Consider the following 23,249-nt stretch of genomic DNA (forward strand, 5'->3'; position numbering starts at 1 on the left):
CCGCGGGGCCCAACGGCACCAGCTCCACGCCGGCACGCGCCAGCAGCGCCACGAACTCCTCGTCCGGCGGCGCGCACACCCGCGCCTCCGCACCGAGCCCCCGCAACGCCACCGCCAGCCCCACCAGCGGCTCGACGTCCCCGCGCGATCCCCATGTCGTCAGCAACACACGCACTTCGCAACTCCCCGTTCCACGGCAGTGAGCCGCCGATTCTGCGGCACGACCCGGCCCTTGCCGCAAGCCCCCCGGTGCGCTATAGGTTGAAAGTGGCAGGGAGTGTGCTCTCCTTGCCTTTGCTTTGTGCGCTGTCACCGGTGGACGGACAGCCTCCTCGCGAACCGGCGGACCCCGGGCGGCGGCGTGGCGAAGGGGGAGGCCGGTGCGGGTCGAGTGGGCGGAGCGGCTGTTACGGGAGGCGGGGCGGCAGGCGGCGCTCGACGCGGCTCCCGACGTGGGCGAGGTGCTGGAGTGGCTGGGGCGGCGGACCGGGGCCGAGGTCGCCCTGGTCGGTCCCGGCGGCGGCGTGGAGGCGTCGACCGGCGGGTTCCCCGTGGCGCTGCCGAAGGCGCTCGGGCCGGTGCTCGGGCGGTTGTCCGGCGGGGAGATGGCGGCCGCGGCCACCGAGGTGGACGGGGTGCGGGTGCGGTGCGAGGCGCTCGGCCCGGGCCGGCGGCGCCGGGTGTTGGTGGTGGCGGGGGCGGCCACGCGGAGCGGGGACGCCGCGTGGCTCGCGACGCGGGCCGGCGGGCTGATCGCGTTGCTGTGCCGCCTCGCGGACACGGAGGCCGCGGCGCGCGCCTACCACGCCAAGGCGGGCCAGGTGCGGCTCGCCGTCTTCATGGCGCTGATGGCCGGGGATCCGACGCTCGCCAGGCGGCTGACCACGGGTGCCGTGCCGCCGGTGCTGAACGCCGGGCCGCTGCGGGTCCTGCTGCTGCGCTGTCCCCCGGCCGAGCGGGACTCGCTGACCAGGCGCTACCAGGACGCGGCCGGCTTCCACGGCAGGGGGCTGCTGGTGCGCTGCCCGGTGTACGAGGAGCACCTGATCTGCCTGGTGCCCGAGGGCGACGAACTCGCCGACCGGCTGCGCGCCCTGGTGGCCGAGCGGCCCGGGTACGCGCTCGGCCTCAGCGCGCCCCAGCCGGCGCGGGCCACGGCCGAGGCGTACGACCAGGCCAGGCACGCGCTGGCCATGGCCCGGAACACGCCGGAGCGGGTGGCCGGTTACCGGGGCCAGGGCCCGTTGGAGCGGCTGCTGCCGCAGCCGGCGGCCCGGGCCTGGGCGCGCGCCTTCCTGCGGCCGCTCGACACGGTTCCCAGGCAGGCCGTCGACGTCACCCGGCTGGCGTTGAGCTTCCCCCGCGCGGGCGTGGCGCGGCTGCTCGGCATCGGCCGGAACACCGTCACGGCACGGCTCGGGGAGGTCGAGCGCGCGCTCGGCCTCGATCTGCGGGACGTCGGCGCCCGGGCCTCGCTGGCGCTGGCGCTGGCGGTCGCCGCGTCGTCGGCCGGCGACGGGCGGGGGTCACCGGCCCCGACGCTGGATGAGCTGCTGCGGACCCCGGCGGCGACCGCGTGGGCCACGGCGCTGCTCGCTCCCCTGCGGCGGCCCGAGCACCGCGAGCTGTTCGCGACCCTGCGGGCCTGGATCGACGAGAACGCGGACGCGCGCCGTGCCGCGCACCGCCTCGGGATCAGCAGGAACACGGTGCGAGCGCGGCTCAGGGTGACCGAACGGCTGCTGGGCCGCGACCTGTTGAGCACCGGGGCCGGGATCCACGACCTCGTGCACGCGCTGCGCTCGACGGGGGCGACCTGACCCGGCGCCGGGTGCGTCGTGCCCAGTCGCCGGCGGCGGCAGGGCGGCGTGCACGGTGGTGGGGGTGTTTCGCACCTTCTAGCTTTGTGGTGCGACGGCGCCGCTCAGCTCACACCTCGGGGGAGGGCTGAGCGCGCCGGCCAGGGGGAAGATGCCCGGGCGCGGCCTGCGGGCGCGCCCGGGCAGACGAGCCCGCCCACCGACCGGAGGGCCGTGGCGTCCCGGCGCGGAAGACCGCGCGTCGGCCCCTCGCACTCCGTCCCTTCGGGGCCTTCAACCCGCCAGGGTTGAAACCGCGTCGACGAGCCGGGTGACATGCTCCCGAGGGGTGCCGGCGCCGAAGCTGACGCGGAGCGCCTGGAGCGGTCCGTCGCACTCCTCGGTGGACTCCGCCGAGGCGCCGAGCAGCCTGCGGACCAGTGGCTGGGCGCAGAACATCCCGGAGCGCACGCCGATGCCGAAGCGCTCCGAGAGCTCCACCGCGAGCTGCCCGTTGTCGTGGCCGGCCACCGTGAAGGAGGAGACGGCGACGCGGTCCGCCGCCGGCCCGAACAGGGACAGTTCCCTGACCGCCGGGATCTCCGCCAGCCCCTCGCGGAGCAGGGCGAGCAGCGCCTGCTCGTGGGCGACCAGCGTCTCGTGGCCGGCCTCGGTGAGGGCACGGCAGGCGGCGGCGATGGCGAAGGCGCCGATGACGTTGGGCGAGCCGGCCTCGTGCCTGGCCTCGTCGTCGGCCCACTGGACGTGCACGCCGCCGTCGGCGCGCCGGTTGACGACGCGGGTGGCGCCGCCGCCGGCCAGGTAGGGCGCGGCGGTGGCGAGCCAGTCGGCGCGGCCGGCCAACACGCCGGCGCCGAAGGGGGCGTAGAGCTTGTGACCGGAGAACGCCACCCAGTCCACGTCGAGTCGCCGCACGCTGACCGGCCGGTGCGGGGCCAACTGGGCGGCGTCGAGCACGATCCTGGCCCCGTGGCGGTGTGCGGCGGCGGCGAGTTCGGCGACCGGCCACAGCTCGCCGGTGACGTTGGAGGCGCCGGTGACGCACAGCAGCGCCGGTCCACCGGCCTCGGGGCGGGCCGCGAGCGCCGACTCGGCGATCTCGACGGCGTGGCGAGGCGAGTGCGGGGCGTCGAGGTAGGTGACCTGGTGGCCGTGGCGGGCCCACGGCAGCAGCGCCGCGTGGTGCTCGGTCTCGAAGACGAACACCCGGGTGCCGGCGGGCAGTGCGGCGGCCAGCAGGTTGAGCGAGTCGGTGGTGGAGCGGGTGAAGACCACCTGGTCGGCCGGGCGACAGTCGAGGAACCCGGCGACGGTCTCCCGGCTGCGCTCGAAGAGCTGGGTGGAGAGCCGCGAGAGGTGCCCGGTGCCCCGGTGCACGCTGCCGTAGTACGGCGCGTACTCGGCCACCTCCTCCCAGACGCGGCGCAGCACGGGCGCGGACGCCGCGTAGTCGAGCGCGGCGTACTCGATGTCGCCGCCGCTGGCGAGCGGGGCGCGGACGCCGGCGCTGAGCACGTCGAGGCTGGCGGGGGCGGCGGTGGTGCTGGGGGCGACGGGGGCACAGCTGGTGGTCATGAGCACGTCTCCGTGGGCAGGCGCGCCCGACGGCCTCGCGGGTGGCCGTCGGCGCGAGAAGGCGGGTAACGAGAGAAAGGGGGAGGGTGAAGGGAAGGAAGACGAGGGGGGAGCGTGACGCTCTACCGCATTCGCATTCGCACGAGGGAGCTCCTTCTGGGCCGCACTTGCCGCGAGCCCTGCTGCTCGCGACCCGGTCATCACCCGGGGCACCCCGCCACGACGGAGGGTTGCCGGACAGCGGGCCGGGGCCGTGGTCGCTGTCACTCGTGACCTCGCCGAGGATTCTGGCACAGGGCTCGCCCGCGCGCCCGGGGTGTCTCACTCCTCGGACGAGCCCTGGGCACGCGGCCGCTGACAGGAAACCCGGTGGTCAGGCCCCCGCCAGGGCGCGGGCGGCCACCTTCAGGTCGGCGACCAGGCCGGCGTAGGCGGCCTCGCGCTCCGCGTCGTCGGCGCGCAGCACGGCCGACGGATGGATGGTGGCGACCACCGTGTCCGCGCCCTCGCCCGACCACGGCAGCCGTGTTCCGCGCTGCCTGGTCACCCGGAACGAGGAGCCGAGCAGCGCCTTGCCCGCGGTGGCGCCGAGCGCCACGATCACCTCGGGTTCGATCAGGCGGAGTTCGGCGGTGAGCCAGGGCCGGCAGGCGGCCGCTTCGCGCAGCGTCGGCGGCTTGTGGATGCGGCGCTTGCCCCGGGGCGCGAACTTGAAGTGCTTGACGGCGTTGGTGAGGTACGCGTCGTCCGGGTCGATGCCGGCGTCAGCGAGCGCCCGGTCGAGCACCCGGCCGGCCGGACCGACGAAGGGCGCGCCCCGCCGGTCCTCCTGGTCGCCGGGCTCCTCGCCGACCAGTACCAGGCGGGCCGTCGGCTCGCCGGCGCCGAACACAGTCTGGGTGGCGTCGCGGTACAGCGGGCAGCCGTGGCAGTCGGCGGCGGCGCCGCGCAGCTCGGGCAGCCCGGCGCCTTCCGGGACGTAGGGGCCGGCGTCGTAGGACTCGGGTTCCGACACCGCCCGCGAGTACCCGGCCGGCGGCGAAGCATCCCCCGGTGCGCCCCTCGTTTCGGTGGTGTGTCCCCGGGCACCGCCGGACGGCCGGCGTGTTACCTGCGGGTAAGAAGCATGGGTCGATCACAGACAGCCGCCGATGAGGGCCCGAAGCTCACCTAGGGTGACGGCTGGCCCGGGGCGGACCGCTCGTGCCCGGGCGGAACAGGAGCCCCACCATGAACACCCCAGAAGAGCACGCCGCCACCGCCCGGGACACGCTGATCGCGGCCCTCGGCCGCCGCCGCTTCCTCCAGGCCGCCGGCGCCGTGACCGCGGCCGGCACCGCCACCGGCCTCACGGCCGCCGCCCCGGCCGCGGCGGCGGCGCGCGGCGCGGGCGCCGGATCACGCCCCGGCCACCCGCGCGAGATCCTGCAGCCCCACCGCGGTCCCATCCACGGTCGGCACTACCTGCCGTCGCTCCCCGACCAGGTCCGCTGGGGCTACACGCCGGCCGTGGACAGCGAGCCGGTGCTGCGGATCCGCTCGGGCGAGACGGTGACCGTGGACTCGCTCTCGCACGAGGGCCTCCTCGAGGACCAGGGCCGCGACCCGGTGGCCTTCTTCGGCGGCCACGACGTGCCCCGCGGCCAGGTGCTGAGCGACGCGATCGCCATCGCCGCCGAGTACGACCGCACCGAGCGCGACTTCGACGCCGACGGCCCGCACGTCATCACCGGCCCGATCCAGGTGGCCGGCGCCGAGCCCGGCGACGTGCTGAAGGTGGAGCCGCTCTCGCTGCTCCCCCGCGTGCCGTACGGCGTGATATCGAGCCGGCACGGCAAGGGCGCGCTCGGCCGCCGCCCCGACGGCTCGGCACCCGACGGGATCACGCTCGACGAGGTGATGCCGCCGGTGGCCACGGACGGCCGCCCCGGCGGCGACCCGGCCGAGTACGGCAACGTCTCGGTGTTCACGCCGGTGCGGCGCGGCCGGGACGGCGCGCTGAACGGGGTGCTGCCGCTCGGCTCGCGGCGCGGCCGAGAGGTCACGTTCCCGCTGCGGCCGCACATGGGCACGATGGGCGTGGCCTTCGCCGAGGCCGCCGCGCTCGACGACCCGGCGCTCAACTCCATCCCGCCCACGCTCGGCGGCGGCAACATCGACATCAACCTGCTGCGCGAGGGCGCCACGCTCTACCTGCCGGTCTTCGCCGAGGGCGCCCTCTTCTACACCGGCGACCCGCACTTCGCCATGGCCGACGGCGAGGTCGCGCTGACCGCCGTGGAGGGTTCGCTGCGCACGACGTTCCGGCTCACCGTCTGCAAGCCCGGCTCGGGCGACGCGCCCTCGGTCGCCTTCCGCTACCCCTTCGGCGAGACCGAGGAGGCGTGGCTGCCGGTGGGTCTCTCCGACCCGGACGGCAGCCAGGGCGGCCAGATCGGCGACCTGGACATCGCCATGCGCCGGGCCGTGGTCAACGCGCTCGACTTCCTCGAACACGACCTGGGCATGGACCGCGCCACGGCCTACGCCTACCTCTCGGCGGCGGCCGACTTCCACATCTCCCAGGTGGTCGACCGCACGGTCGGCGTCCACGGCGTGATCCCCAAGGACCACTTCGGCGAGTGAGCGGGAGCCGCCCGGCCTACCCCGCGGTGGACGGCTTCCCGGCGAGAGCCCTGGCGTAGGTGGCCATGGAGCGCTGGTAGCGCGGCAGGTGGGGGGCCAGGGCGGTGAGGGCGACGGAGACGGCCTCACGTTCACGGCCGACGTCGGTGAGGGCCAGCGCGAGGATGGCGCGGACGGCGTCGTCCAGGACGTCTGAGGTGCGGGCCAGCTCCGCGGTCAGCAGTGCCACGCTCTCCTCGGGGCGGCCGAGGTTCCGCAGCGAGCTTGCCAGTTGGCAGACCGCGCGGCGCCGCCGCACCCCGGTCAGTCCCAGGGCGAGCGCCCGCCGGTACTCCGGCACGGCGCGCTCCGGCTGGCCGGTGGAGTCGTGGGCGCAGCCGCGCTCGAACGCGGCGAGCGCGCTGTCCTCGGGAAGCTCCGCCGCCAGGGCCTCGATCAACGCCCGGAACTCCGCCTCGTCGTGCTCGTCGATCGAGAGCCACGCCTGGGCCACCCGGCGCTCCCAGTTCGGCTCGCCATGGAAGGCGAGGTGCAACTCGCGTACTTCCTCGGCCAGTTCGAGCACCGGGCCCTCGACCGTCACACCCGGCGCCACCTCGGGGATGGGCAGCGTCCGAACCGGTGGCGCCGGGACACCCAACGCGCCCAGCCACTCCCCCAGTTGTTCGGACGAGCTGGCGTAGACGACCCGCCCGAGGCCGACCCAGGCGTGTGCGGCCGCGCACATCGGGCAGTGCTCACCCGAGGTGTAGACCGTCGCGGCCGCCCGCTCGGCGGGGGTCAGGTTGGCCGCCGCCCAGCGGGCCAGCGCGAACTCCGGGTGCCGGGTGTGGTCGCCGCCGGCCACCCGGTTGTGGTCCTCGGCCAGCGCCGTCCCGTCGCCGTCCACCAGCACGGAACCGAACGGCTCGTCCCCGGCCGCCAACGCCTCGGCGGCCAGCTCGACGCAGCGTCGCAGATGCCGCAGGTCGGCCTCGTTCACCATCGTGTCCTCCCGCTTCCCTACCCCGCGCCTCGGCGCGCGGCGGTCAGGATACGTCGCCGCCCTGCGCCGTTCGAACGGAAAACGGGCAGCTCGGCGGCGTCCCGGCGGCCGGGCCCGCGCCCCGCCCGCCTCTACTGGGGGCATGGAACGGGAGCGGAGCCCGCTGGCGGGCGTGCCGGACGCGGTGGAGCCGATACTGGCGGTCGACGGCGAGCCGCCGACCGGGCCCTGGGGCTACGAGTTCAAGTGGGACGGCTACCGCTGCTGCCTGTGCGCGGGACCCGCCGGCCGCACCCGGCTCACCAGTCGCAACGGCCACGACCTCGGCGCCACCTACCCGGAGCTCGCCGGCGTCGTGCCGGAGGCGCTCGGCGCGCGGGGCGGCCTGGTACTCGACGGCGAGATCGTCGCCCTCGACGAGGCGGGCCGCCCGGACTTCGGGCTGCTCCAGCGCCGCCACCAGCGACGGCCGGCCGCCGGCCTGCTGGCCCGGGTGCCGGTGACGTACTTCGCCTTCGACGTGCTGCGGGTCCACGGGCGCCCCCTGCTGGACGAGCCCTACCGCGTCCGGCGGGAGCGGCTCGCCGACCTCGGCCTCGACACCGCGCCCGGGATCGCGGTGCCGCCGCACTACACGGGCGAGGAGATCGAGCCGGCGCGGCTGGTGGACGTCGCCCGCGAGCACGGCCTGGAGGGGGTGATCGCCAAGCGGCTCGACTCCCGCTACCTGCCGGGGCGGCGCTCCCGGCTGTGGGTGAAGAAGGCGCTGTTCACGGCCAGGGAGGTGGTGCTCGGCGGCTGGCAGCCGGGCGAGGGCAGGCGCGGCGGCACCATCGGCTCGCTGCTGCTCGGCGCGCACGACGCCACGGGCGCGCTGCGGTACCTCGGCCGGGTGGGCACCGGCTTCAGCGAGGCGGTGCTGGCCGACCTGGGTGCCCGCCTCGCGCCGCTGGCGCGCGCCACGAGTCCGTTCGACGAGCCGGTGCCGCGCCCGCACGCCCGCCGCGCGCACTGGGTCGAGCCCCGGCTGGTCGGCGAGGTGGCGCACCGCACCTGGACCGCAGACGGCCGGCTGCGCCACCCGGTGTGGCGCGGGCTGCGCCCCGACCGCGAGCCGGCCGAGGTCACGTTGCCGGCGCGGCCAGATGAAGATCGGGAAGGGAGCGCCTAGCGTGGAACGGTTGAACGAGACGGGAGTTGAAGATGAGTGACGACGCCAACGCCGCCCACGACACGTACGACGTGATCGTGATCGGCGCCGGGCCGACCGGCGAGAACGTCGCGGACCGAACGGCTGCGGCCGGGCTGCGCACCGTGATCGTGGAGAGCGAGCTGGTGGGCGGCGAGTGCTCCTACTGGGCGTGCATCCCGAGCAAGGCGCTGCTGCGGCCGGCGGCCGCGCTGCGGGCCGCCAGGTCCGTGGAAGGCGCCCGCCAGGTGGCGGGCGAGCGGCCGGTGGACGCGGCGGCGGTGCTCGCGCGGCGCGACTCCTTCGTGGGCGACTGGCGGGACGACGGGCAGGTCTCCTGGCTGGACTCGGTCGGCATCGAACTGGTCCGCGGCCACGCCCGGTTGGACGGCCCGCGCCGGGTCGTGGTGGGCGAGCGGCGGCTGACCGCGCGGCACGCGGTGGTGGTCTGCACCGGCAGCCGGGCGGTCGTCCCCGAGCTGCCCGGGGTGGCGGCGGCCCGGCCCTGGACCAGCCGGGAGGCGACGGCGGCGAAGCAGGTGCCGGGGCGGCTGGCCATCGTCGGCGGCGGCGTGGTGGGCGCCGAGATGGCGGCGGCGTGGAGCTCGCTCGGTTCGCGCGTGACGCTGCTGATGCGCGGGGAGCGGCCGCTGCCCCGGATGGAGCCGTTCGCCGGCGACCTGGTGGCCGACGGGTTGCGGGAGGCGGGCGTCGACGTGCGGCCCGGGGTCTCGGTGACCGGCCTGTCCAGGGGCGACGGGCCGGTGGAGGTCGCGCTCGACAGCGGCGACTCCGTGACCGCTGACGAGGTGCTCTTCGCCACCGGCCGGGCGCCGCGCACCGACGACCTGGGGCTCGAGACGGTCGGCCTGGAGTCGGGTTCCTGGCTGGACGTGGACGACACCCTGCGGGTGACGGGGGTCTCCGACGGCTGGCTCTACTGCGTGGGCGACCCCAACCACCGGGCGCTGCTGACCCATCAGGGCAAGTACCAGGCGCGGATCGCCGGGGCGGCGATCGCGGCCCGGGCCGCCGGCGAGCCGGTGGACGACACGGCCTGGGGCCCGTTCGCGGCCACGGCGGACCACGCGGGGGTGCCGCAGGTGGTGTTCACCGAGCCCGAGGTGGCCTCGGTCGGCCTGACCGCCGCCGCGGCCGAGGCGGCCGGCCGTCGCTACCGGGTGGTCGACTACGACCTCGGCTCGGTGTCGGGCGCCGCGCTGTACGCGGACGGCTACCGGGGGCAGGCGCGGATGGTGGTGGACCTGGACGACGAGCGCCTGCTCGGCGCCACCTTCGTCGGTCCCGGCGCCGGCGAACTGCTGCACGCCGCCACCATCGCGGTCACGGCGCAGGTCCCGGTCTCCCGCCTCTGGCACGCGGTCCCCGCGTTCCCCACGGTCAACGAGATCTGGCTGCGGCTGCTGGAGACCTACCGGGACCAGCCCGCGGCCTAACTCCTAGCCGCCCGCGTAGGGGGCGCAGAGGTCGCGCATCTGGTCGTCCCAGAACTCGCTCCACTCCTCGGCGGCCTCGCAGAACGCCGTCATGGCCTCCTCCTCGGGGTCGGCGGGCTCGGTCGCGGGCGGGGGCTCGGCGGTGGTGGGGTCGGGCTCGGGCTCCGGTTCGGCGGTCGGCTCCTCCTGGCGCGGCTCGGGGACGGTGGTCGTCAGCCCCTCGTCCGGCAGGGGGTCGGTGATCTCCTGGTCCGGCTCGGGCGCCTCGGGGGTGGCGTCCGTGGTGAAGGCGGGGCGCGGCCCCCGGTCGGGTTCGAGCGAGTCGGCCGTGCCGCACCCCGCCGCGCCCACGAGCGCCGCCGCGACTATTCCCAACGTCCTCTGCCGAGCCCGCACTTGTTCCCTCCGCACTGATCGTCCGGCGTGTGGTGCGGACCACTCTCTCAGACGCTCAGCCGGGGGTCGGCGGCAGCCTGGAGAACGTCGGCAAGGGCGTTGGCCACGATATACACCGCTCCCAGGACAAAGGTGACGCCGGCCACCGCGGGGAAGTCGGAGACCGGCACCGACGCGCCCAGGTAGCTGCCGAGTCCCGGCCAGCTGAAGACGCTCTCCACCACCAGCACCCCGGCGAACATGAAGCCGATCTGCAGACCGCTCATGGACAGCGCCGCGTTGACCGAGTTGCGCACCACGTGCCGCAGCACGACGGCCCGTTCGGTCAGCCCCTTGGACCGGGCGGTGCGCACGTACTCGGCGTCCAGCGTGGTCAGCAGGCTGGAGCGGAAGACCCGGCCGATGGCCAGCGCGGGCCCCACCGCCAGGGCGAGCCCCGGCAGCACCAGGTGCCGCAGCGCGTCGCCGGCCAGCGCGGGGTCACCGGTCAACAGGCCGTCGAGCACCAGCAGTCCGGTGGGACCGCCGTCCGGGGAGGATCCGGTGACCCGGCCGTTGGCCGGCAGCCAGCCCAACTCCCGGTAGAAGAGGATCAGGCTGAGGATGCCGAGCAGGAACGTGGGCGCGGTGGAGGAGAGGAACAGCAGGCCGCGGAAGGGCGCGGCGGCACGCCAGCGCAGCACGCTGGAGAGCGCGAACAGCACCGCCATGACCAGGGCGAGCAGGAGGGCGAAGAGGACCAGTTCCAGGGTGGCCGGCAGGTAGACGCCGATGTCGTCGGTCACCGGTCGGTGGGTGCGGAAGGAGGTGCCGAGGTCGCCGGTGAGCAGCCCACCGAGGTAGCCGAGATACCGCTGGGGGGCCGGGTCGTCGAGACCGAGGCGGGCGCGTTCGGCGGCGACGGCCTCGGGTGACGCGGTGGGGCCGAGCGTGGCGGCCACCGCGTCGGCGGCGGAGATCTCCTGCAGCACGAACAGCAGCAGGGAGAGCACCAGCAGCAGCGTGACGAGCGAGAGGAGGCGGGAGAGGGCGAAGCGGATCGTCATGGCGTCTGACCTGTGTCTCTCAACGGCCGTGGCGGGCGAGGATGTTGCGTACGGCGTCGCCACCGAGGTTGGCGATCAGGCTCAGCAGCATCACGGTGAGCCCGGGGATCACGGGGATCCACCAGTGCGGGAGGAGTTCGGCGAGGTTGCGCGCGGTGTCGGCGCCGAGCTCCGGCGCCGGGGCCGACTGTCCGAGGCCCAGGAACGAGAGGCTGGCCAGGACGAGGACGACGCTGCCGACGTCCAGGCTCGCGGTCACGACCGCCGAGGGGACGACGCCCGGCAGCAGGTGCCGCAGGACGAGCCGGGTCCGGCCGACGCCGGCCATCCTGGCCGCCTCGACGTGGGGGCGCACCGCCAGGGCCCGCACCTCGCCGCGCACGATGCGGGCGTAGTAGGGCCACCAGACGACGGAGACGGCCAGGAACGTGTTCCAGAGACCCGAGCCGAGCGCGGCGGCCACGGCGACGGCGACCAGCATGGCGGGCAGCGCGAGGAACAGGTCGGTGACCCGCATCAGCAGGGAGTCGAGCCAGCCGCCGAAGGCGCCGGCGAGCAGGCCGACGGTGCCGCCGACGAGGAGGCCGACGGCCACCACGACGAGGGCCATCAGCCAGCTGGTGCGCAGCCCGAGCAGGGTGCGGGAGAGCAGGTCGCGGCCGATGCCGTCGGTGCCGAGCAGGTTCCCCTCGCTGCCGACCGGGGCGTAGAGCTGCCCCGCGGCCCGCACCGGGTCCTCCGGCGCGAGGAAGGGGGCGAACAGGGCCACCAGGGTGACGACGGCGACCAGGCCGAGGACGGCGTGGTCCACGACCGGTCCTCCGGAGAGGCGCAGGCGCGGGGTGGGGACGAGGGCCGCCTCGGCGGCGGTGGCTGACATCAGGACTCCCCTCGGTGGACGCAGGCGAGGCTGCGGCGGGCGGACGGCGGGGCGGTGCGGGCCGGCCCGGGCGGGCGGGGGCCGATGGGCACGAGCTGGACCCCGGTGAGGGTGCTCGCGCACTCGTCGCGCGCGACGGCGCAGCGCGGGTGGTAGGCGCAGCCGCTCGGCGGGGCCAGCGGGCTCGCGGGTTCGCCGACGATCTCGGGCAGGGTGACGCCGAGTCCGGGTACGGCCGAGATGAGCGCCCTGGTGTACGGGTGCCGTGGGTCGGCGACGATCTCGTCGGCCGAGCCGATCTCGACGAGCCGCCCGAGGTACATGACGGCGATGCGGTCGGCGATGACGCGGGCCACGGAGAGGTCGTGGGTGACGAAGACGACGGTCATGCCGAGGTCGCGGCGGAGTTCGCGGATGAGGTTGAGGACGTTGGCCGCGAGGGAGACGTCGAGGGCGCTGGTCGGCTCGTCGCACAGCAGCACGCGGGGCGGCACGATGGTGGCCCTGGCGAGGGCGACGCGCTGCCGCTGGCCGCCGGAGAGTTCGGCGGGCCTGGCGTCGACGACGGACTCGGGGAGCCCGACGGCGCGCAGCGCCCCGGCGACCCGCTCGCGGGGGCGCCTGGTGGCGCGGTCGAGCCTGGCGAGGCGTTCGGTGAGAAGTTCGCGGACGGTGAGCCAGGGGGTGAGGGAGGCGCCGGCGTCCTGGAACACCATCTGGATGTCGGCCCGGTCGGGCCCGGCGACGGTGCCGTTGGTCGGCTTCTGCAGCCCGGCGAGAATCCGCAGCAGGGTGGACTTACCGGAGCCGGACTCCCCCACCAGCGCGATCGACTCGCCCGCCTCGATGTCGACGGTGACCCCGCGCAACGCGGCGAGCCTGCCCTTCCGCCCGCGCTGGTCCCGGACGGTGAAGTCGCAGGTGAGTTCCGTGGTCTGGAGCACGACGTCCGGCACGGGTGGCCGCCCCCGGCCGGCGGGTCCTGGCCGCTCGCCGGCGGGCGTCACGGGGGCTCCGGCCTGGTCGGCCAGGAGGCGGGCGGCCTCCGGGGCGCGGTGGCAGGCCGCGTGGTGGAGGGCGGTGCCCGGTGCCGGCGACAGGGCCGGGAGCTCCTCGGCGCAGCCGGCGGCGGCGATCCCGCAGCGGGGGCGGTAGGCGCAGCCGGCGTCGGTGGGCTGGTGGGCGGTCGGTTCCGCGAGGAGGGTGCGCAGCGGCGCGTGGCGGTCGGTGGTGAAGTCGAGCCGGGAGGCGAGGAGCCCGATGGTGTAGGGGTGGCGCGGGTCGGTGAGGACCCGGTCGGTGGGGCCGGTCTCCACGAGCCGGCCGCCGTACATGACGGCGACGCGGTCGGCGATCTGGCCCGCGACGCCCAGGTCATGGGTGATCATCAGCACTCCGCAGCCGACCTCGTCGGTCAGTCCGCGCAGCACCCGCAGCACCTGGGACTGGACGGTGACGTCGAGGGCCGTGGTGGGCTCGTCGGCGACGATCAGCCTGGGGCCACCCGCGACGGCCATCGCGATCATCACCCGCTGGCGCAGTCCGCCGGAGAGCTCGTGGGGGTAGGCGCGCATGCGTCGTTCCGGGTCCGGGACGCCGACCGCGCGCAGCAACCGCACGGCCTCGGCGGCGCTGCCTGCGGCCTCCACGACCTGGCGGCCGACCCGCATGGTGGGGTTGAGCGAGGTCATCGGGTCCTGGAAGACGACGCCGAGGTCGCGGGCGCGGGCCAGCCGGCGGCGCTCCTGGTCGCCGCGCACCATGTCGGTGCCGCCCACGGTGAGGGTGCCGGTCACGCGCGGCTCGGCGGCGCGGGGCAGCAGGTCCATGAGGGCGAGGCTGAGCACGCTCTTGCCGGAGCCCGACTCGCCGACCAGGCCGAGGATCTCGCCGGGCGCGATGTCCAGGTCGACGCCGTGCAGCACGGTGGTGCGGGTGCCGTTGCGGACCAGGCTGAGTTCGAGTCCGCGGATGCTGGCGGCGGGGGTGACGGGGGTGGCGGTCTGTTCACCGAGGGTGCGGAGCACTTCGGTTACCTCGCTTTCTGGACGGTCTCGTCCACCGGCCGCCTGTCGTCCGGCTCGTCCGTGTCCGCGGCGCCGTCGGCGCCCTCGGTGTCCTCGGAGCGGGCGACGCGGTCCTCGCGGGAGCGGGCGGTGGCGGTCAGGAAGGCGGCGATCAGGACGCAGGCGGCGGCGCAGCCGAGCCAGAGGGCGGCGCTGCCCAGGTACTGGACGACGCCGCCGCCGACGAGGGGGGCGACCATGGTGGCGGTGGAGAACGCGAGGGCGTAGACGCCGAGGTAGCGGCCGCGGGCCCGCCGGTGGGACATGTCGGCGGCGATGGACTGGGCGGCGGGGTGGGCGCCCATCTCGCCCAGGGTCCACACGCCGACGGCGACCGCGTACCAGGCCCAGGTGGTGGCGAACGCCTGGAGCCCGACGCCGACGGCGGTGACGCAGAGCGCGACGGCGAGGATCGCCTCCCGCCGCCAACGGGCGACGAGGCTCGCCGAGGGGATCCCCAGGGCGCACAGCAGCACGCCGTTGAGGGTGAGCAGCAGCCCGTACTGCTGGCTGGTGAAGCCCTCGTCCAGCATGGTCACCGGGAGGGAGACGGTGGACTGCACATAGACGACGGAGTAGACGAACATCCCGGCCACGAACGTCAGGAAGACACGGTCGCGCAGCACCTCGCCGAGGCTGCCGGTATCCGCCGCGCGGTCGGCCCGCCGGTCCCGCCCGCGGAGCCCGGGTGGCGTGTAGGTGTCGCGGACGCCGCCGAGCACGATGGCGGCGGCGACCACCAGGACGCCGGCCTGGGCGTAGAAGAGGTACTCGAACGCGCGCTCGGCGATGAAGCCGGCGAGCAGCGGGCCGATCGCGTAGCCCAGGTTGACGGCCCAGTACTTGTAGGCGAACGCGGTCCGCCGGTGGGCGGGGGCCACCAGGTCGGTGACCAGGGCCGTGATGGCCGGCTGGGCGGCGCCGTTGACCAGGCCGAAGGCGAACAGCAGCCCGGCCGTCGCGGCGGGGTGTGTGAAGGACGGGATCACGCCCATGGCCACGGCGGACAGCAGCATGCTGCCGAGGAGGGTGCGGCGGCGTCCGACGAGGTCGCACAGGACGCCGCCGCCCAGCGTGGAGACCACGACTCCCCCGCCGTACCCGGCGACGATCAGCCCGGCCTGGGAGGTGGTCAGGCCGGCGTCGCGGGTGAGGAAGAGGGTCATGAACGGGACGACGAAGCGTCCCGTCCAGGTGACCAGCACGGCGAGCCAGAGCCACCAGAAGCCCGTGGGGAGGTCCCGGGCGCGGGTGCGTGGTGCGGTCACCGACCGTCCTGGATGGTCAGGGTGTTGAAGTCGAGCGTGTAGGGCTCGGCGATGGAGTGCGACTCGGCGACGCCGCCGAGCCAGGGCTGGGTGACGACGAAGTCGTTGACGTAGGACCAGGCCGGGGTGCAGGCCGCCTCGGTGATGGCCCGTCCGGCGGCGGCGTAGGTGTCGGTGTCACCGGTGCGCAGGGCCTCGGCCAGCAGGTCGCTGGTCTCCTGGTCGGAGCACTGGAGGTGGTTGAGGCCGCCGTCCTGGTCCCAGAACACGTGCCCGTACATGTAGGCGTTGCTGGAGTCGGGCCAGGTGCCGGAGGCGACGTAGAGGTCGGGCGCGTCCTGCGGGTCGGAGGCGAAGGTCCCGAAGACCTGGGAGGTCTGGTAGGCGGAGACGGTGGTGTCCAGGCCGAGTTCCTGGAGTTGGGCGGCGACGATGGTGGCGATCTGCTGGTCGTCGGCGCTGCCGCCGTTGTGGCCGATCACCACGGACCGCTGGGCGGCCGGGAGGCCGGCGACGTACTCCTCCAACGGCGCGGTGTCGTAGGTGATCTCGCGGGCGTCCGCGCCGTCGGGTATCGCGCCGCGTGAGTAGGTGCCGGTGGCCAACTCTGCCTTGTGGGTGACGACCTGGTCGATGATGGTGGCCCAGTCGACGGCCTGGAAGGTCGCGCGGCGGGCCGCGGCGTCGGCCAGCAGCGGCCGGTTGGGGTTCATGTAGAGGACGCCGACCTGGAAGGACGGCAGGCTGAGCGCCTGGAGGCTGTCGTCCGCCATGTACCGCTCCTGGGAGGCGGAGGGGACGGCGCCGATGATGGCGGACAGGTCGCCGTTGTCGAGCGCGAGCTGCATGGCCGAGGTGTCGGTGTAGACGGGGAGTTCGACCGTGGTGAAGGTGGGCTCCCCGCCCCAGTAGCCGTCGTGGGCGGTCATCTCGTAGCGCTCGCCGACCCGGGCGGCACTGAGCTGGTAGGGGCCGGTGCCGGCGGAGTGGGTGGCGAGGTAGGTCTGGGCGTGGTCGTCGCCGGCCTGTTCGCTCAGCACGGTGGGGCTGATCACGCGCGGGCCGTAGGGCGAGGCGAGGTAGTCGAGGAAGGCGGAGTTGGGCTCGTCGAGCGTGATGACGACGTGCGTGTCGTCGGGGGTCTCGACGGACGCGACCCCGTCGACCATGTAGGCGGGGCCGGCCGCGACGGCGGCGCGGCGGTCGAAGGACGGCTCGACGGCGGCCGAGGTGAAGGGCGTTCCGTCGTGGAAGGTCACGCCCTCCCTGAGGGTGAAGGTGAAGGTCGTGTTGTCGTCCGACACCTCCCACTCGGTGGCCAGGCTCGGGCCGATGACGGACTCCTCGGTGCCCGGCTCGTAACGCACCAGGCCCTCGTACATGTTGGTGGTGAGGGCGAGACCGTTGCCCGCGTAGTAGACGTCGGGGTCCGGCGGTTGGCCGATGTCGTTCAGCAGGCCGACGCGGAGGACGCCGTCCGTGGGGGCGGCGGAGCCCGCCGTGCCGGCCGCTCCCCCGCCGCAGGCACCGACGGCCAGCGTCAGGGCCAGGGTGCCGGCGGCCAGGCCCGCGGCGCGCGATCTCTTCATGGGGACGCTCCTTGCTTGCGTGCCGGGGTCACTGCGCCGGCTGGTCGGTTTCGCGGTCGCGCAGCGCGCGGGAGTGGCCGGGGCCGAGGGCGTGCGGGTGCAGGTAGTCGGGCTCGGTGATGCCCCTGCGGCGCATCGCGATGCCGGTCAGCGCCTCGCGGACGGCGCGGTTGGCGAGCAGCGCGGTGATCTCGCCGCGGTCGTCGTAGGGCGGGCTGACCTCGACGACGTCCATGCCGACGATGCCGACCTCCGCGCACAACCGGCGGACGGCGGTGAGAACGTCGGTGCTGGTGAGTCCGCCGGGTTCCGGGGTGCCGGTGCCGGGAGCGTAGGCGGGGTCGGCGACGTCGATGTCGAGCGAGATGTAGAGGTGGTCCGCCTGGTCGAGGGCCTCGTCGACGGCGCGTTCCAGGACGGTGGCGAAGCCGAACCGGTTGATCTCGGCCATGAAGTGGGTGCGCATCTCGCGCTCGTCCATCCAGTCGAGGATCTCCTGGTCGGGCCAGTAGCCGCGCAGTCCGACCTGGACGAAGTTCCGGCCGGGCACGGCGCCGCTCTCGATGAGCTTGCGCATGGGCGTGCCGTGGCTGGCGAGACTCCCCGGGGTGTCGGGTCCCGTGTCGGCGTGGGCGTCGAAGTGGACGATGCCGACCTTGCCGTAGCCGTAGTGGTCCGCGACGGCGGTGGCGGACGGCCAGGTGGTGGCGTGATCGCCGCCGAGGATGATGGGGATCGCGCCGGAGCCGACGATGGTGCCCACGAACTTCCGGATGCCTTCGAAGGTGTTCCAGGTGTTGCCGACCTTGATCGGGGCGTCGCCGTAGTCGCAGACCCTGAGGACCTCCAGGGCGTCGACATGGGTGTCGAGGGAGAAGTGGGCGCGGCCGTAACCGCCCTTGTAGTCGCAGGCGCGGATGGCGAGCGGGCCGTGGTTGGTGCCGCTGCGTCCGGTGGCGGTGGCGTCCCAGGGGACCCCGCAGATGGCCACGTCCATCTCGCCGGCGACCAGGTCCTCGGGGGTGAGGCAGATGGGCAGCTTGGCGAAGGTCTGGATGCCGGCGAAGCCGCCCTCGCCCTTGCGGTTGACGAAGATCGGCCCCGGTGCGCGACCCGTGTTGAAGTCGTCGACCGCACCGTGTCCTTCGAGCCCACTGCCGAGCCGGGCCGGCTGCTCGAAGAAGCCCTCGGGGAAGTCGTGGTGGTGGTGGCCGTGGTCGTGATCGTGGTGGTGCGCTGTCAAGGAACCCTCTCAGACCCTCAGAACGGGGTTGGCAGGCAGCGAACCTAAGAACTGCCGAATCGATTCGTCAATGCGTAACGGCCCTCCCGAGGCGGGTGTTTACACGTCGCCCCCGGGGCGCCGCCGACCGAATCGCCCCCGACTCACGGCCGTAACACCGCCTCGGTGCGGAGCCGGTGCGGCCACGGCCCGGCGACGGGCCGTCCGTATGATGTGCGACATGAGGCGCCAGGCAGTCACGCTCAAGGACGTGGCCCGAGCCGCGAAGGTCTCCCCGAGCACCGCGTCCGAGGCACTCTCCGGCACCGGGCGGATGACCGAGGCGACCAGGGAGGCCGTGATCCGGGCGGCCAGGGCGCTCGACTACCGGCCCAACGCCGTCGCCCGCGGCCTGCGGACGGGGATCCTGCGCAGCATCGCGCTGCACCACGTACACGCCGGCGACCGCTTCGCCTCCGACTACTTCAGGGAGTTCGTCACGGGCGTGCTGGACGGCACCCAGGCCCAGGACTACGACCTCACCCTGCTGTCCAGCAACCCGGCCGTGCCGCGCAACCGCGTGCCGCGCGTGGACGGCGTGATCATCGCCGACCCCATCGCCGACGACCTGCGCGCCCACGAACTGCTGCGCTCCGGCCTCCCGGTGGTCGCCGGCGAACACTTCCCGCCCGGCATGCCCACCTGCCCCGTGGTGGCGGCGGACCACGGTGCCGCGCTGCGGGAGATCCTGGACCACGCGCTGCGCGAGGGCGCCAGGCGACCGGCCTTCGTCGGTCCGGACGCCAACAGCGGCTGGGGCGTGCTGCTGCGGGCCGAGTTCCTCGCCTGGTGCGAGGAACACGAACTGCCCGGCATCACCCGGGAGAGCCGGTTCCTCAACCTCTCGGTGGCGGAGCACACGGCGATGCTCACCGAACTGCTGCTGGCTGAGCCCGAGACCGATCTGCTGGTGGTGTCCTCCGAGGCCATCGCCCTGGGCGCGCTCGACGCGCTGCGCGCCCTCGGGCGCGCGCCGGGGGCCGACGTGCTGCTGGCCTGCTGCGGCGAGGGCCGCACGCTGTCCGCCGTGACGCCGACCGTCACCGGCGTGGACATGCGGCCGCGGGAGCTGGGGCTGCGGTGCGCCCAGCTGCTGATCCGGCTGATCGAGGAGGACGAGTCGCCGGCGGAGCGGACGACCGTGCTGCCGGCCCGGGTGCGCTGGCGCGAGTCCACGGCGCGGCGCGAGCCGGTGCGGGCGGGTTAGGCTCGGCCGCATGGCTTCCGAGGAGGAGAGCGGCAGCGTCCGGGTGGACAGCTGGATCTGGTCCGTGCGGCTGGCGAAGACCCGCTCGGCCGCCGCCAGCGCGTGCCGCGCGGGGCACGTGCGGGTGAACGGGGAGCGGGCGAAGCCGGCGCAGCCGGTGCGGGCCGGCGACGAGATCCGGGTGCGGCAGGAGGGGTGGGAGCGGGTCGTGGTGGTGCGCAAGCTGATCCGCAAGCGGGTCGGCGCGCCGGTCGCGGTCGAGTGCTACCAGGACAACAGCCCGCCGCCGCCCCCGCGCGAGGAGTGGGCCGCGATCCCCCGCCGCGACCGCGGCACCGGCCGCCCGACGAAACGCGAACGCCGCGAGACGGAACGCCTCCGCGGCCTCCGCTGACGCCGCCGAAGGCGGCGGCCGGACCGACCGAAGCCGCCACCAGCCGGTTCCGCCACGCGGCGGCCACGGCCGGGAATCCCAGCCCGGGGACCACACCCCGGCCAAGCCGAGCCGCCGCAGGCGCCGGGCCGAGCGGCCCGACCGCCGCCGGCCGCCCGACGGATCGGCGACGACGGGTACCGCCACGCGGCGGCCACGGCCGCGTGGCCACGGCCGGGACTTCCAGCCAGCGGCCACACCCGGCCAAGCCGATCGCCGGCCGGTCGCACCCGGCACCGCCAGCCGACCCCGCCCCGCCGCGCGGCGGCAGCGGCACGGCCGCAGGCCGACCGCCCGGCAGGGCGCCGGGCCCAGGGCCCGACCGGGCCCGGCCCCGTGCGGCCCGCCCGGCCAGGGCTACGGCTGGGAGCCGCGGTCGGCCAGCATGTCGGTCATGAGGCGGATCTCGGATTCCTGGGCCTCGACCATGCCGGCCGCCAGGTTCCTGATCTCCTCGGTGTCGGCCTCGCGCGCGGCCGCCTCGGCCATGAGCACGCCACCCTCGTGGTGCGCCGTCATCAGGCGCAGGTAGCGGATCTCGGCGTCCTCGCCCTCGGCCGCGGAGAGTTCGTCGAGCTCCTCGTCCGTGGCCATGCCGGGCATCCCGCCCTCGTGGCCACCGCCGTGGCCGCCCTCCGCCATCCAGGACATCGGCGGCTCGCCCGAGCTCTTGTTGCGACCCCAGACCTCGAGCCAGCCGAGCATCATGCCCCGCTGGTTGGCCTGGGTGTTGATGATGTCGTAGGCGAGCCTGCGCACGTCCTCGTCGTCGGTGCGGTCGCGGACGATGAAGGACATCTCCACCGCCTGCTGGTGGTGGACGGACATGTCCCGGGCGAAGCCGACGTCCGCCGAGCCCTCGGCGGGCGCGGCCGGCGGGGACTCGGCGGGGGCCAGGGCGGTCAGCCCGATCAGCACCGCGGCGACCACGGCGATCGCGCCGCTCGCCGCCAGCAGCCACCGCCGGACACTGGCTGTCATTCCGTGAGCCCCCCGGTGCAGGCGGCGCCCGGCTCAGGGGTCTGGGCGCCCTGGACGAAGGTGTTGAAGAAGGTCTCGACGCGCGGGTCGTCGGCGGTGTCGAGGGCCAGCTGGTTGCCCCAGGCGGTGAGCACGATCGGGGACTCCTGGTCGGGCTTGGGGCTCATCAGGGTGTAGCTGGTGGCGGAGACCCGCTCCGAGAGGGTCGTTATGTCGGCCTCGGCGGCGGCGTCGTTGTAGGTGACCCAGACCGCGCCGTGCTCCAGCGAGTGCACCGCGTTCTCGTTGGCTATCTCGGTCTCGTAGACGTCGGCGTCGCAGTTCATCCAGGCCTGCGCGTGGTCGCCGCCGGCCGGCGGGTTCATCGGGTAGTCGACCTGGCCCTCGACGTGGTTGCGCCCCAGCTCGTCCCAGGTCTGCACGCCCTCGATCTCGCTGGCCTCGCCGGCCTGCGGCGTCCCCGAGTCGTCGCCGTCGGTGCTGGCCCACAGCCACCAGCCGCCGCCGACGGTGGCGGCGAGCACCACCATGCAGGCGGCGATGGTGAGGATGCGGTTGCGGCGGTCACGGGCGCGTTCCTTGCGGCGGGCCTCCTCGATCTTGGCCCGGCGCTCGGCGGCCGCGTTCCGCTTGCCCGACTTCCCCCCGGGCTTGTTGGTGGCCTTGCTGTTGGTCCTGTTGGTTGCCATGGTGTCCTCTTCCGGCAAACGGGATGGTCCGGTCTGGGATTGCGGGGTGGGACTTTCCCGTCACGTTCGCTGGATCCGCAGCCGATGCAGGTCGACCTCCCCGACCCGGTCGTTCGCCGGGCCGCTGATGCCGGCGATGGCGACGACGCGGGCGGCGGGCGGGGCCGGATCGGTCGGCGGAACGTGGAGCGCGAGCGGGGCCGGGAGTAGCGGATCCGCCGGCGTGCCCGGGCCGCCATGGCAGGTGCTGCCCGGGTCGATGGAATCCGCCGGCTGCTGGGCGTGCGGGTGCTGCCCGAGATCCGACTGCGCGGCGTGCTGACCCGGGGACACGGCGTGGCTCGCGGCCAGGGCGTCGGTCTCGGCGCCGGCCGCGCAGAGGCCGAGCGCGCACAGCACCACGACGAGCGCGAGCAGCAGGCTCCGCGTTGGTGGCGCGCCCGAGGCAGCCCCGCCGTACCGGGCGGGGCTGACGTCTGTGCCGCCGGTCCGGCCGGCTGTTCGGGTCATCGACGGTCATCGTACTCATGGCCGATCGGTGATGGACCGGTGCCGTCATGACCACGGATCGTCGCGACCGGCAGGGTAGCGTGGGAAACGGCCTTGTGTCGCACGGTTGTTGGGGCCGCGGCCGCGCGGATTCCATACATATGGGATCTTCAGGATCTATCCGACTCATCAGACTCTCAGATTCGAAGGAGAACGCCGAGATGGTGTTCAAACGGCTGCTCGGGGCGATCGGCGTGGGCGGTCCCTCGGTGGACACGATCCTGGACGGTGGTGCGGTCGTTCCCGGCAGCACCCTGACGGGGCGGGTCATGGTGCGCGGCGGCTCCATGGACGTCGAGATCACCGGCATCCACCTCGACTTCGTGGCCCGGGTCGAGGCCGAGGGGCACGACTCGGAGACCGAGGGCCAGGTGGCCTTCCACCGGGTCACGGTGGGCGGCGGCTTCCGGCTCGCGGAGGAGCAGGAGTTCAGCGTGCCCTTCCAGGTGCCGGTGCCCTGGGAGACACCGATCACCGAGATCTACGGCCAGCCGCTCGGCATCGTGCTCGGGGTGCGGACCGAGCTGGCGGTGGCGGGAGCGGTGGACAAGGGCGACCTCGACCCGCTGATGGTGCGGCCGCTGCCGGTGCAGGAGGCCGTGCTCGAGGCGTTCGGCCAGCTCGGCTTCGGGTTCAGGTCGGCCGACCTGGAACTGGGGCGCATCGGCGGCACCGGGCAGACGCTGCCGTTCTACCAGGAGATCGAGATGTACCCGCCGGAGCGGTACGCGCACGCGATGCGGGAGGTCGAGATCTCCCTGCTGGCCTCCCCCGGCGGGCTCGAGGTGGTGCTGGAGGCCGACAAGCCGGGCGGCTTCCTCTCCTCGGGGCACGACGTGATCAACCGGTTCTTCGTGAGCCACCAGGACGTCGGGCAGACCGACTTCAACGCCCTGGTGGACTCCTGGGTCCAGCAGCTCGCCCAACGGCACGGCGGCCACGGCGGCGGCTTCTTCGGCGGCGGCCACGGCCACCACGAGCACCACGACGAGGAGCGCTCGGGCTTCGGCGCCGGCGCGATGGTCGCGGGCGTGGCGGCCGGTGTGGTCGGCGGGCTCGTGATGGGCGAGATCATCGACGAGATCGGCGACGCCTTCGAGGGCGACGAGGAATGACGCGCTGAACCACCCGCCCACTCGCCCGAGTTCCCCGATTCACTCGGGCGAGTGAGCCTTCGCGCGTTATCCACGGCCGGCAACGGGTCTTGCCCCG

At 74.5% G+C, this 23,249-nt stretch carries 20 protein-coding genes, 2 pseudogenes and 1 riboswitch; of the genes and pseudogenes, 7 read left to right on the forward strand and 15 right to left on the reverse strand.

Annotation, left to right across the window (positions count from 1 at the left end):
* Positions 1-175 (reverse strand): annotated as a pseudogene (locus ACFWI8_RS09870) (glycosyltransferase); the annotation flags it as partial.
* 205 nt (positions 176-380) lie between these two features.
* On the opposite strand from ACFWI8_RS09870, the gene ACFWI8_RS09875 reads away from it, so the two are divergent.
* Positions 381-1,820 carry a helix-turn-helix domain-containing protein gene (locus ACFWI8_RS09875; protein ID WP_387087914.1) on the forward strand — a complete coding sequence of 480 codons (1,440 nt, stop codon included), beginning with the start codon at positions 381-383 and terminating at the stop codon, positions 1,818-1,820.
* Between the two features lie 273 nt (positions 1,821-2,093).
* Here the strand turns inward: ACFWI8_RS09875 and ACFWI8_RS09880 are convergent, their stop codons facing one another.
* Both ACFWI8_RS09880 and ACFWI8_RS09885 read right to left on the reverse strand, forming a co-directional pair.
* Positions 2,094-3,395 (reverse strand): aminotransferase class V-fold PLP-dependent enzyme, encoded by a 1,302-nt coding sequence (locus ACFWI8_RS09880; RefSeq protein WP_387087917.1) that lies wholly within the window; start codon positions 3,393-3,395, stop codon positions 2,094-2,096.
* Between the two features lie 158 nt (positions 3,396-3,553).
* A riboswitch (SAM riboswitch) is annotated at positions 3,554-3,670 on the reverse strand.
* 98 nt (positions 3,671-3,768) lie between these two features.
* The gene (locus tag ACFWI8_RS09885; RefSeq protein WP_387087920.1) at positions 3,769-4,410 is read right to left on the reverse strand and encodes a UdgX family uracil-DNA binding protein; all 642 of its coding nucleotides are present in this window, start codon (positions 4,408-4,410) and stop codon (positions 3,769-3,771) included.
* A 215-nt stretch (positions 4,411-4,625) separates the two neighbouring features.
* Between ACFWI8_RS09885 and ACFWI8_RS09890 the strand changes: the two genes are divergently transcribed.
* Positions 4,626-6,020, forward strand: coding sequence for an acetamidase/formamidase family protein (locus ACFWI8_RS09890; RefSeq protein ID WP_387087923.1), 1,395 nt, complete (start codon positions 4,626-4,628; stop codon positions 6,018-6,020).
* A 16-nt stretch (positions 6,021-6,036) separates the two neighbouring features.
* Here ACFWI8_RS09890 and ACFWI8_RS09895 read toward each other — a convergent pair whose 3' ends face one another.
* Together ACFWI8_RS09895 and ACFWI8_RS09900 are read right to left on the reverse strand one after the other, a co-directional pair.
* A complete protein-coding gene (locus ACFWI8_RS09895; RefSeq protein ID WP_387088180.1) occupies positions 6,037-6,555 on the reverse strand; it encodes a tetratricopeptide repeat protein in 519 nt (172 codons plus the stop codon).
* Positions 6,538-7,005 (reverse strand): annotated as a pseudogene (locus ACFWI8_RS09900) (nucleoside deaminase); the annotation flags it as partial. The gene ACFWI8_RS09895 and the pseudogene ACFWI8_RS09900, both read right to left, overlap by 18 nt.
* A gap of 142 nt (positions 7,006-7,147) precedes the next feature.
* Between ACFWI8_RS09900 and ligD the strand changes: the two are divergent.
* Complete coding sequence (ligD, locus tag ACFWI8_RS09905) at positions 7,148-8,176, forward strand: non-homologous end-joining DNA ligase (RefSeq protein WP_387087926.1); 1,029 nt, start codon at positions 7,148-7,150, stop codon at positions 8,174-8,176.
* Positions 8,177-8,208: 32 nt separating this feature from the next.
* Positions 8,209-9,651, forward strand: a complete 1,443-nt coding sequence (locus ACFWI8_RS09910; RefSeq protein ID WP_387087928.1) for a dihydrolipoyl dehydrogenase family protein — start codon at positions 8,209-8,211, stop codon at positions 9,649-9,651.
* Positions 9,652-9,654: 3 nt separating this feature from the next.
* On the opposite strand, the gene ACFWI8_RS09915 is transcribed toward ACFWI8_RS09910, so the two are convergent.
* The 7 genes from ACFWI8_RS09915 to speB are packed head-to-tail and all read right to left on the reverse strand — an operon-like array spanning position 9,655 to position 18,139.
* Positions 9,655-10,047: a hypothetical protein gene (locus ACFWI8_RS09915; RefSeq protein ID WP_387087931.1), complete on the reverse strand. Its 393-nt coding sequence runs from the start codon at positions 10,045-10,047 to the stop codon at positions 9,655-9,657.
* Between the two features lie 47 nt (positions 10,048-10,094).
* Positions 10,095-11,093 (reverse strand): ABC transporter permease, encoded by a 999-nt coding sequence (locus tag ACFWI8_RS09920; RefSeq protein ID WP_311597841.1) that lies wholly within the window; start codon positions 11,091-11,093, stop codon positions 10,095-10,097.
* A 19-nt stretch (positions 11,094-11,112) separates the two neighbouring features.
* Complete coding sequence (locus tag ACFWI8_RS09925) at positions 11,113-11,973, reverse strand: ABC transporter permease (protein ID WP_387087936.1); 861 nt, start codon at positions 11,971-11,973, stop codon at positions 11,113-11,115.
* The gene (locus ACFWI8_RS09930; RefSeq protein WP_387087939.1) at positions 11,973-14,000 is read right to left on the reverse strand and encodes a dipeptide ABC transporter ATP-binding protein; all 2,028 of its coding nucleotides are present in this window, start codon (positions 13,998-14,000) and stop codon (positions 11,973-11,975) included. The genes ACFWI8_RS09925 and ACFWI8_RS09930 overlap by 1 nt, the downstream gene beginning before the upstream one ends.
* A gap of 5 nt (positions 14,001-14,005) precedes the next feature.
* Complete coding sequence (locus ACFWI8_RS09935) at positions 14,006-15,307, reverse strand: MDR family MFS transporter (RefSeq protein WP_387087942.1); 1,302 nt, start codon at positions 15,305-15,307, stop codon at positions 14,006-14,008.
* Positions 15,304-16,896, reverse strand: a complete 1,593-nt coding sequence (locus tag ACFWI8_RS09940) for an ABC transporter substrate-binding protein (protein WP_387087944.1) — start codon at positions 16,894-16,896, stop codon at positions 15,304-15,306. The genes ACFWI8_RS09935 and ACFWI8_RS09940 overlap by 4 nt, the downstream gene beginning before the upstream one ends.
* A gap of 28 nt (positions 16,897-16,924) precedes the next feature.
* Positions 16,925-18,139, reverse strand: coding sequence for an agmatinase (gene speB / locus ACFWI8_RS09945; protein ID WP_387087947.1), 1,215 nt, complete (start codon positions 18,137-18,139; stop codon positions 16,925-16,927).
* Positions 18,140-18,359: 220 nt separating this feature from the next.
* Here speB and ACFWI8_RS09950 point away from each other — a divergent pair, with 220 nt between their 5' ends.
* A complete protein-coding gene (locus ACFWI8_RS09950; protein WP_387087950.1) occupies positions 18,360-19,385 on the forward strand; it encodes a LacI family DNA-binding transcriptional regulator in 1,026 nt (341 codons plus the stop codon).
* Positions 19,386-19,395: 10 nt separating this feature from the next.
* Positions 19,396-19,779, forward strand: coding sequence for a S4 domain-containing protein (locus tag ACFWI8_RS09955; RefSeq protein ID WP_311597851.1), 384 nt, complete (start codon positions 19,396-19,398; stop codon positions 19,777-19,779).
* Between the two features lie 396 nt (positions 19,780-20,175).
* Here ACFWI8_RS09955 and ACFWI8_RS09960 read toward each other — a convergent pair whose 3' ends face one another.
* Genes ACFWI8_RS09960 through ACFWI8_RS09970 form a run of 3 tightly spaced genes read right to left on the reverse strand, consistent with a single transcriptional unit; the run spans position 20,176 to position 21,998 of the window.
* Positions 20,176-20,799, reverse strand: coding sequence for a DUF305 domain-containing protein (locus ACFWI8_RS09960; RefSeq protein ID WP_387087953.1), 624 nt, complete (start codon positions 20,797-20,799; stop codon positions 20,176-20,178).
* On the reverse strand, positions 20,796-21,488 hold the full coding sequence (locus ACFWI8_RS09965; protein ID WP_387087956.1) for a DUF3105 domain-containing protein: 693 nt from the start codon (positions 21,486-21,488) through the stop codon (positions 20,796-20,798). Before ACFWI8_RS09965 ends, ACFWI8_RS09960 begins: the two co-directional genes overlap by 4 nt.
* Before the next feature lie 60 nt (positions 21,489-21,548).
* On the reverse strand, positions 21,549-21,998 hold the full coding sequence (locus tag ACFWI8_RS09970) for a hypothetical protein (RefSeq protein WP_387087959.1): 450 nt from the start codon (positions 21,996-21,998) through the stop codon (positions 21,549-21,551).
* 200 nt (positions 21,999-22,198) lie between these two features.
* Between ACFWI8_RS09970 and ACFWI8_RS09975 the strand changes: the two genes are divergently transcribed.
* Positions 22,199-23,152 carry a sporulation protein gene (locus tag ACFWI8_RS09975; RefSeq protein WP_387087962.1) on the forward strand — a complete coding sequence of 318 codons (954 nt, stop codon included), beginning with the start codon at positions 22,199-22,201 and terminating at the stop codon, positions 23,150-23,152.
* Positions 23,153-23,249: the final 97 nt, after the last annotated feature.

Source organism: Streptomyces sp. NPDC127098, from assembly GCF_042722465.1.
In the GTDB taxonomy this organism is placed as follows: domain Bacteria; phylum Actinomycetota; class Actinomycetes; order Streptomycetales; family Streptomycetaceae; genus Streptomyces; species Streptomyces millisiae.

Bases quoted from the DNA above. Each gene is read 5' to 3' on its own strand.
- ACFWI8_RS09880 (WP_387087917.1), bottom strand. From the start codon at position 3,395: ATGACCACCAGCTGTGCCCCCGTCGCCCCCAGCACCACCGCCGCCCCC.
- ACFWI8_RS09890 (WP_387087923.1), top strand. From the start codon at position 4,626: ATGAACACCCCAGAAGAGCACGCCGCCACCGCCCGGGACACGCTGATC.
- ligD (WP_387087926.1), top strand. From the start codon at position 7,148: ATGGAACGGGAGCGGAGCCCGCTGGCGGGCGTGCCGGACGCGGTGGAG.
- ACFWI8_RS09910 (WP_387087928.1), top strand. From the start codon at position 8,209: ATGAGTGACGACGCCAACGCCGCCCACGACACGTACGACGTGATCGTG.
- ACFWI8_RS09920 (WP_311597841.1), bottom strand. From the start codon at position 11,093: ATGACGATCCGCTTCGCCCTCTCCCGCCTCCTCTCGCTCGTCACGCTG.
- ACFWI8_RS09925 (WP_387087936.1), bottom strand. From the start codon at position 11,973: ATGTCAGCCACCGCCGCCGAGGCGGCCCTCGTCCCCACCCCGCGCCTG.
- ACFWI8_RS09940 (WP_387087944.1), bottom strand. From the start codon at position 16,896: ATGAAGAGATCGCGCGCCGCGGGCCTGGCCGCCGGCACCCTGGCCCTG.
- ACFWI8_RS09950 (WP_387087950.1), top strand. From the start codon at position 18,360: ATGAGGCGCCAGGCAGTCACGCTCAAGGACGTGGCCCGAGCCGCGAAG.
- ACFWI8_RS09955 (WP_311597851.1), top strand. From the start codon at position 19,396: ATGGCTTCCGAGGAGGAGAGCGGCAGCGTCCGGGTGGACAGCTGGATC.
- ACFWI8_RS09960 (WP_387087953.1), bottom strand. From the start codon at position 20,799: ATGACAGCCAGTGTCCGGCGGTGGCTGCTGGCGGCGAGCGGCGCGATC.
- ACFWI8_RS09965 (WP_387087956.1), bottom strand. From the start codon at position 21,488: ATGGCAACCAACAGGACCAACAGCAAGGCCACCAACAAGCCCGGGGGG.
- ACFWI8_RS09970 (WP_387087959.1), bottom strand. From the start codon at position 21,998: ATGACCCGAACAGCCGGCCGGACCGGCGGCACAGACGTCAGCCCCGCC.
- ACFWI8_RS09975 (WP_387087962.1), top strand. From the start codon at position 22,199: ATGGTGTTCAAACGGCTGCTCGGGGCGATCGGCGTGGGCGGTCCCTCG.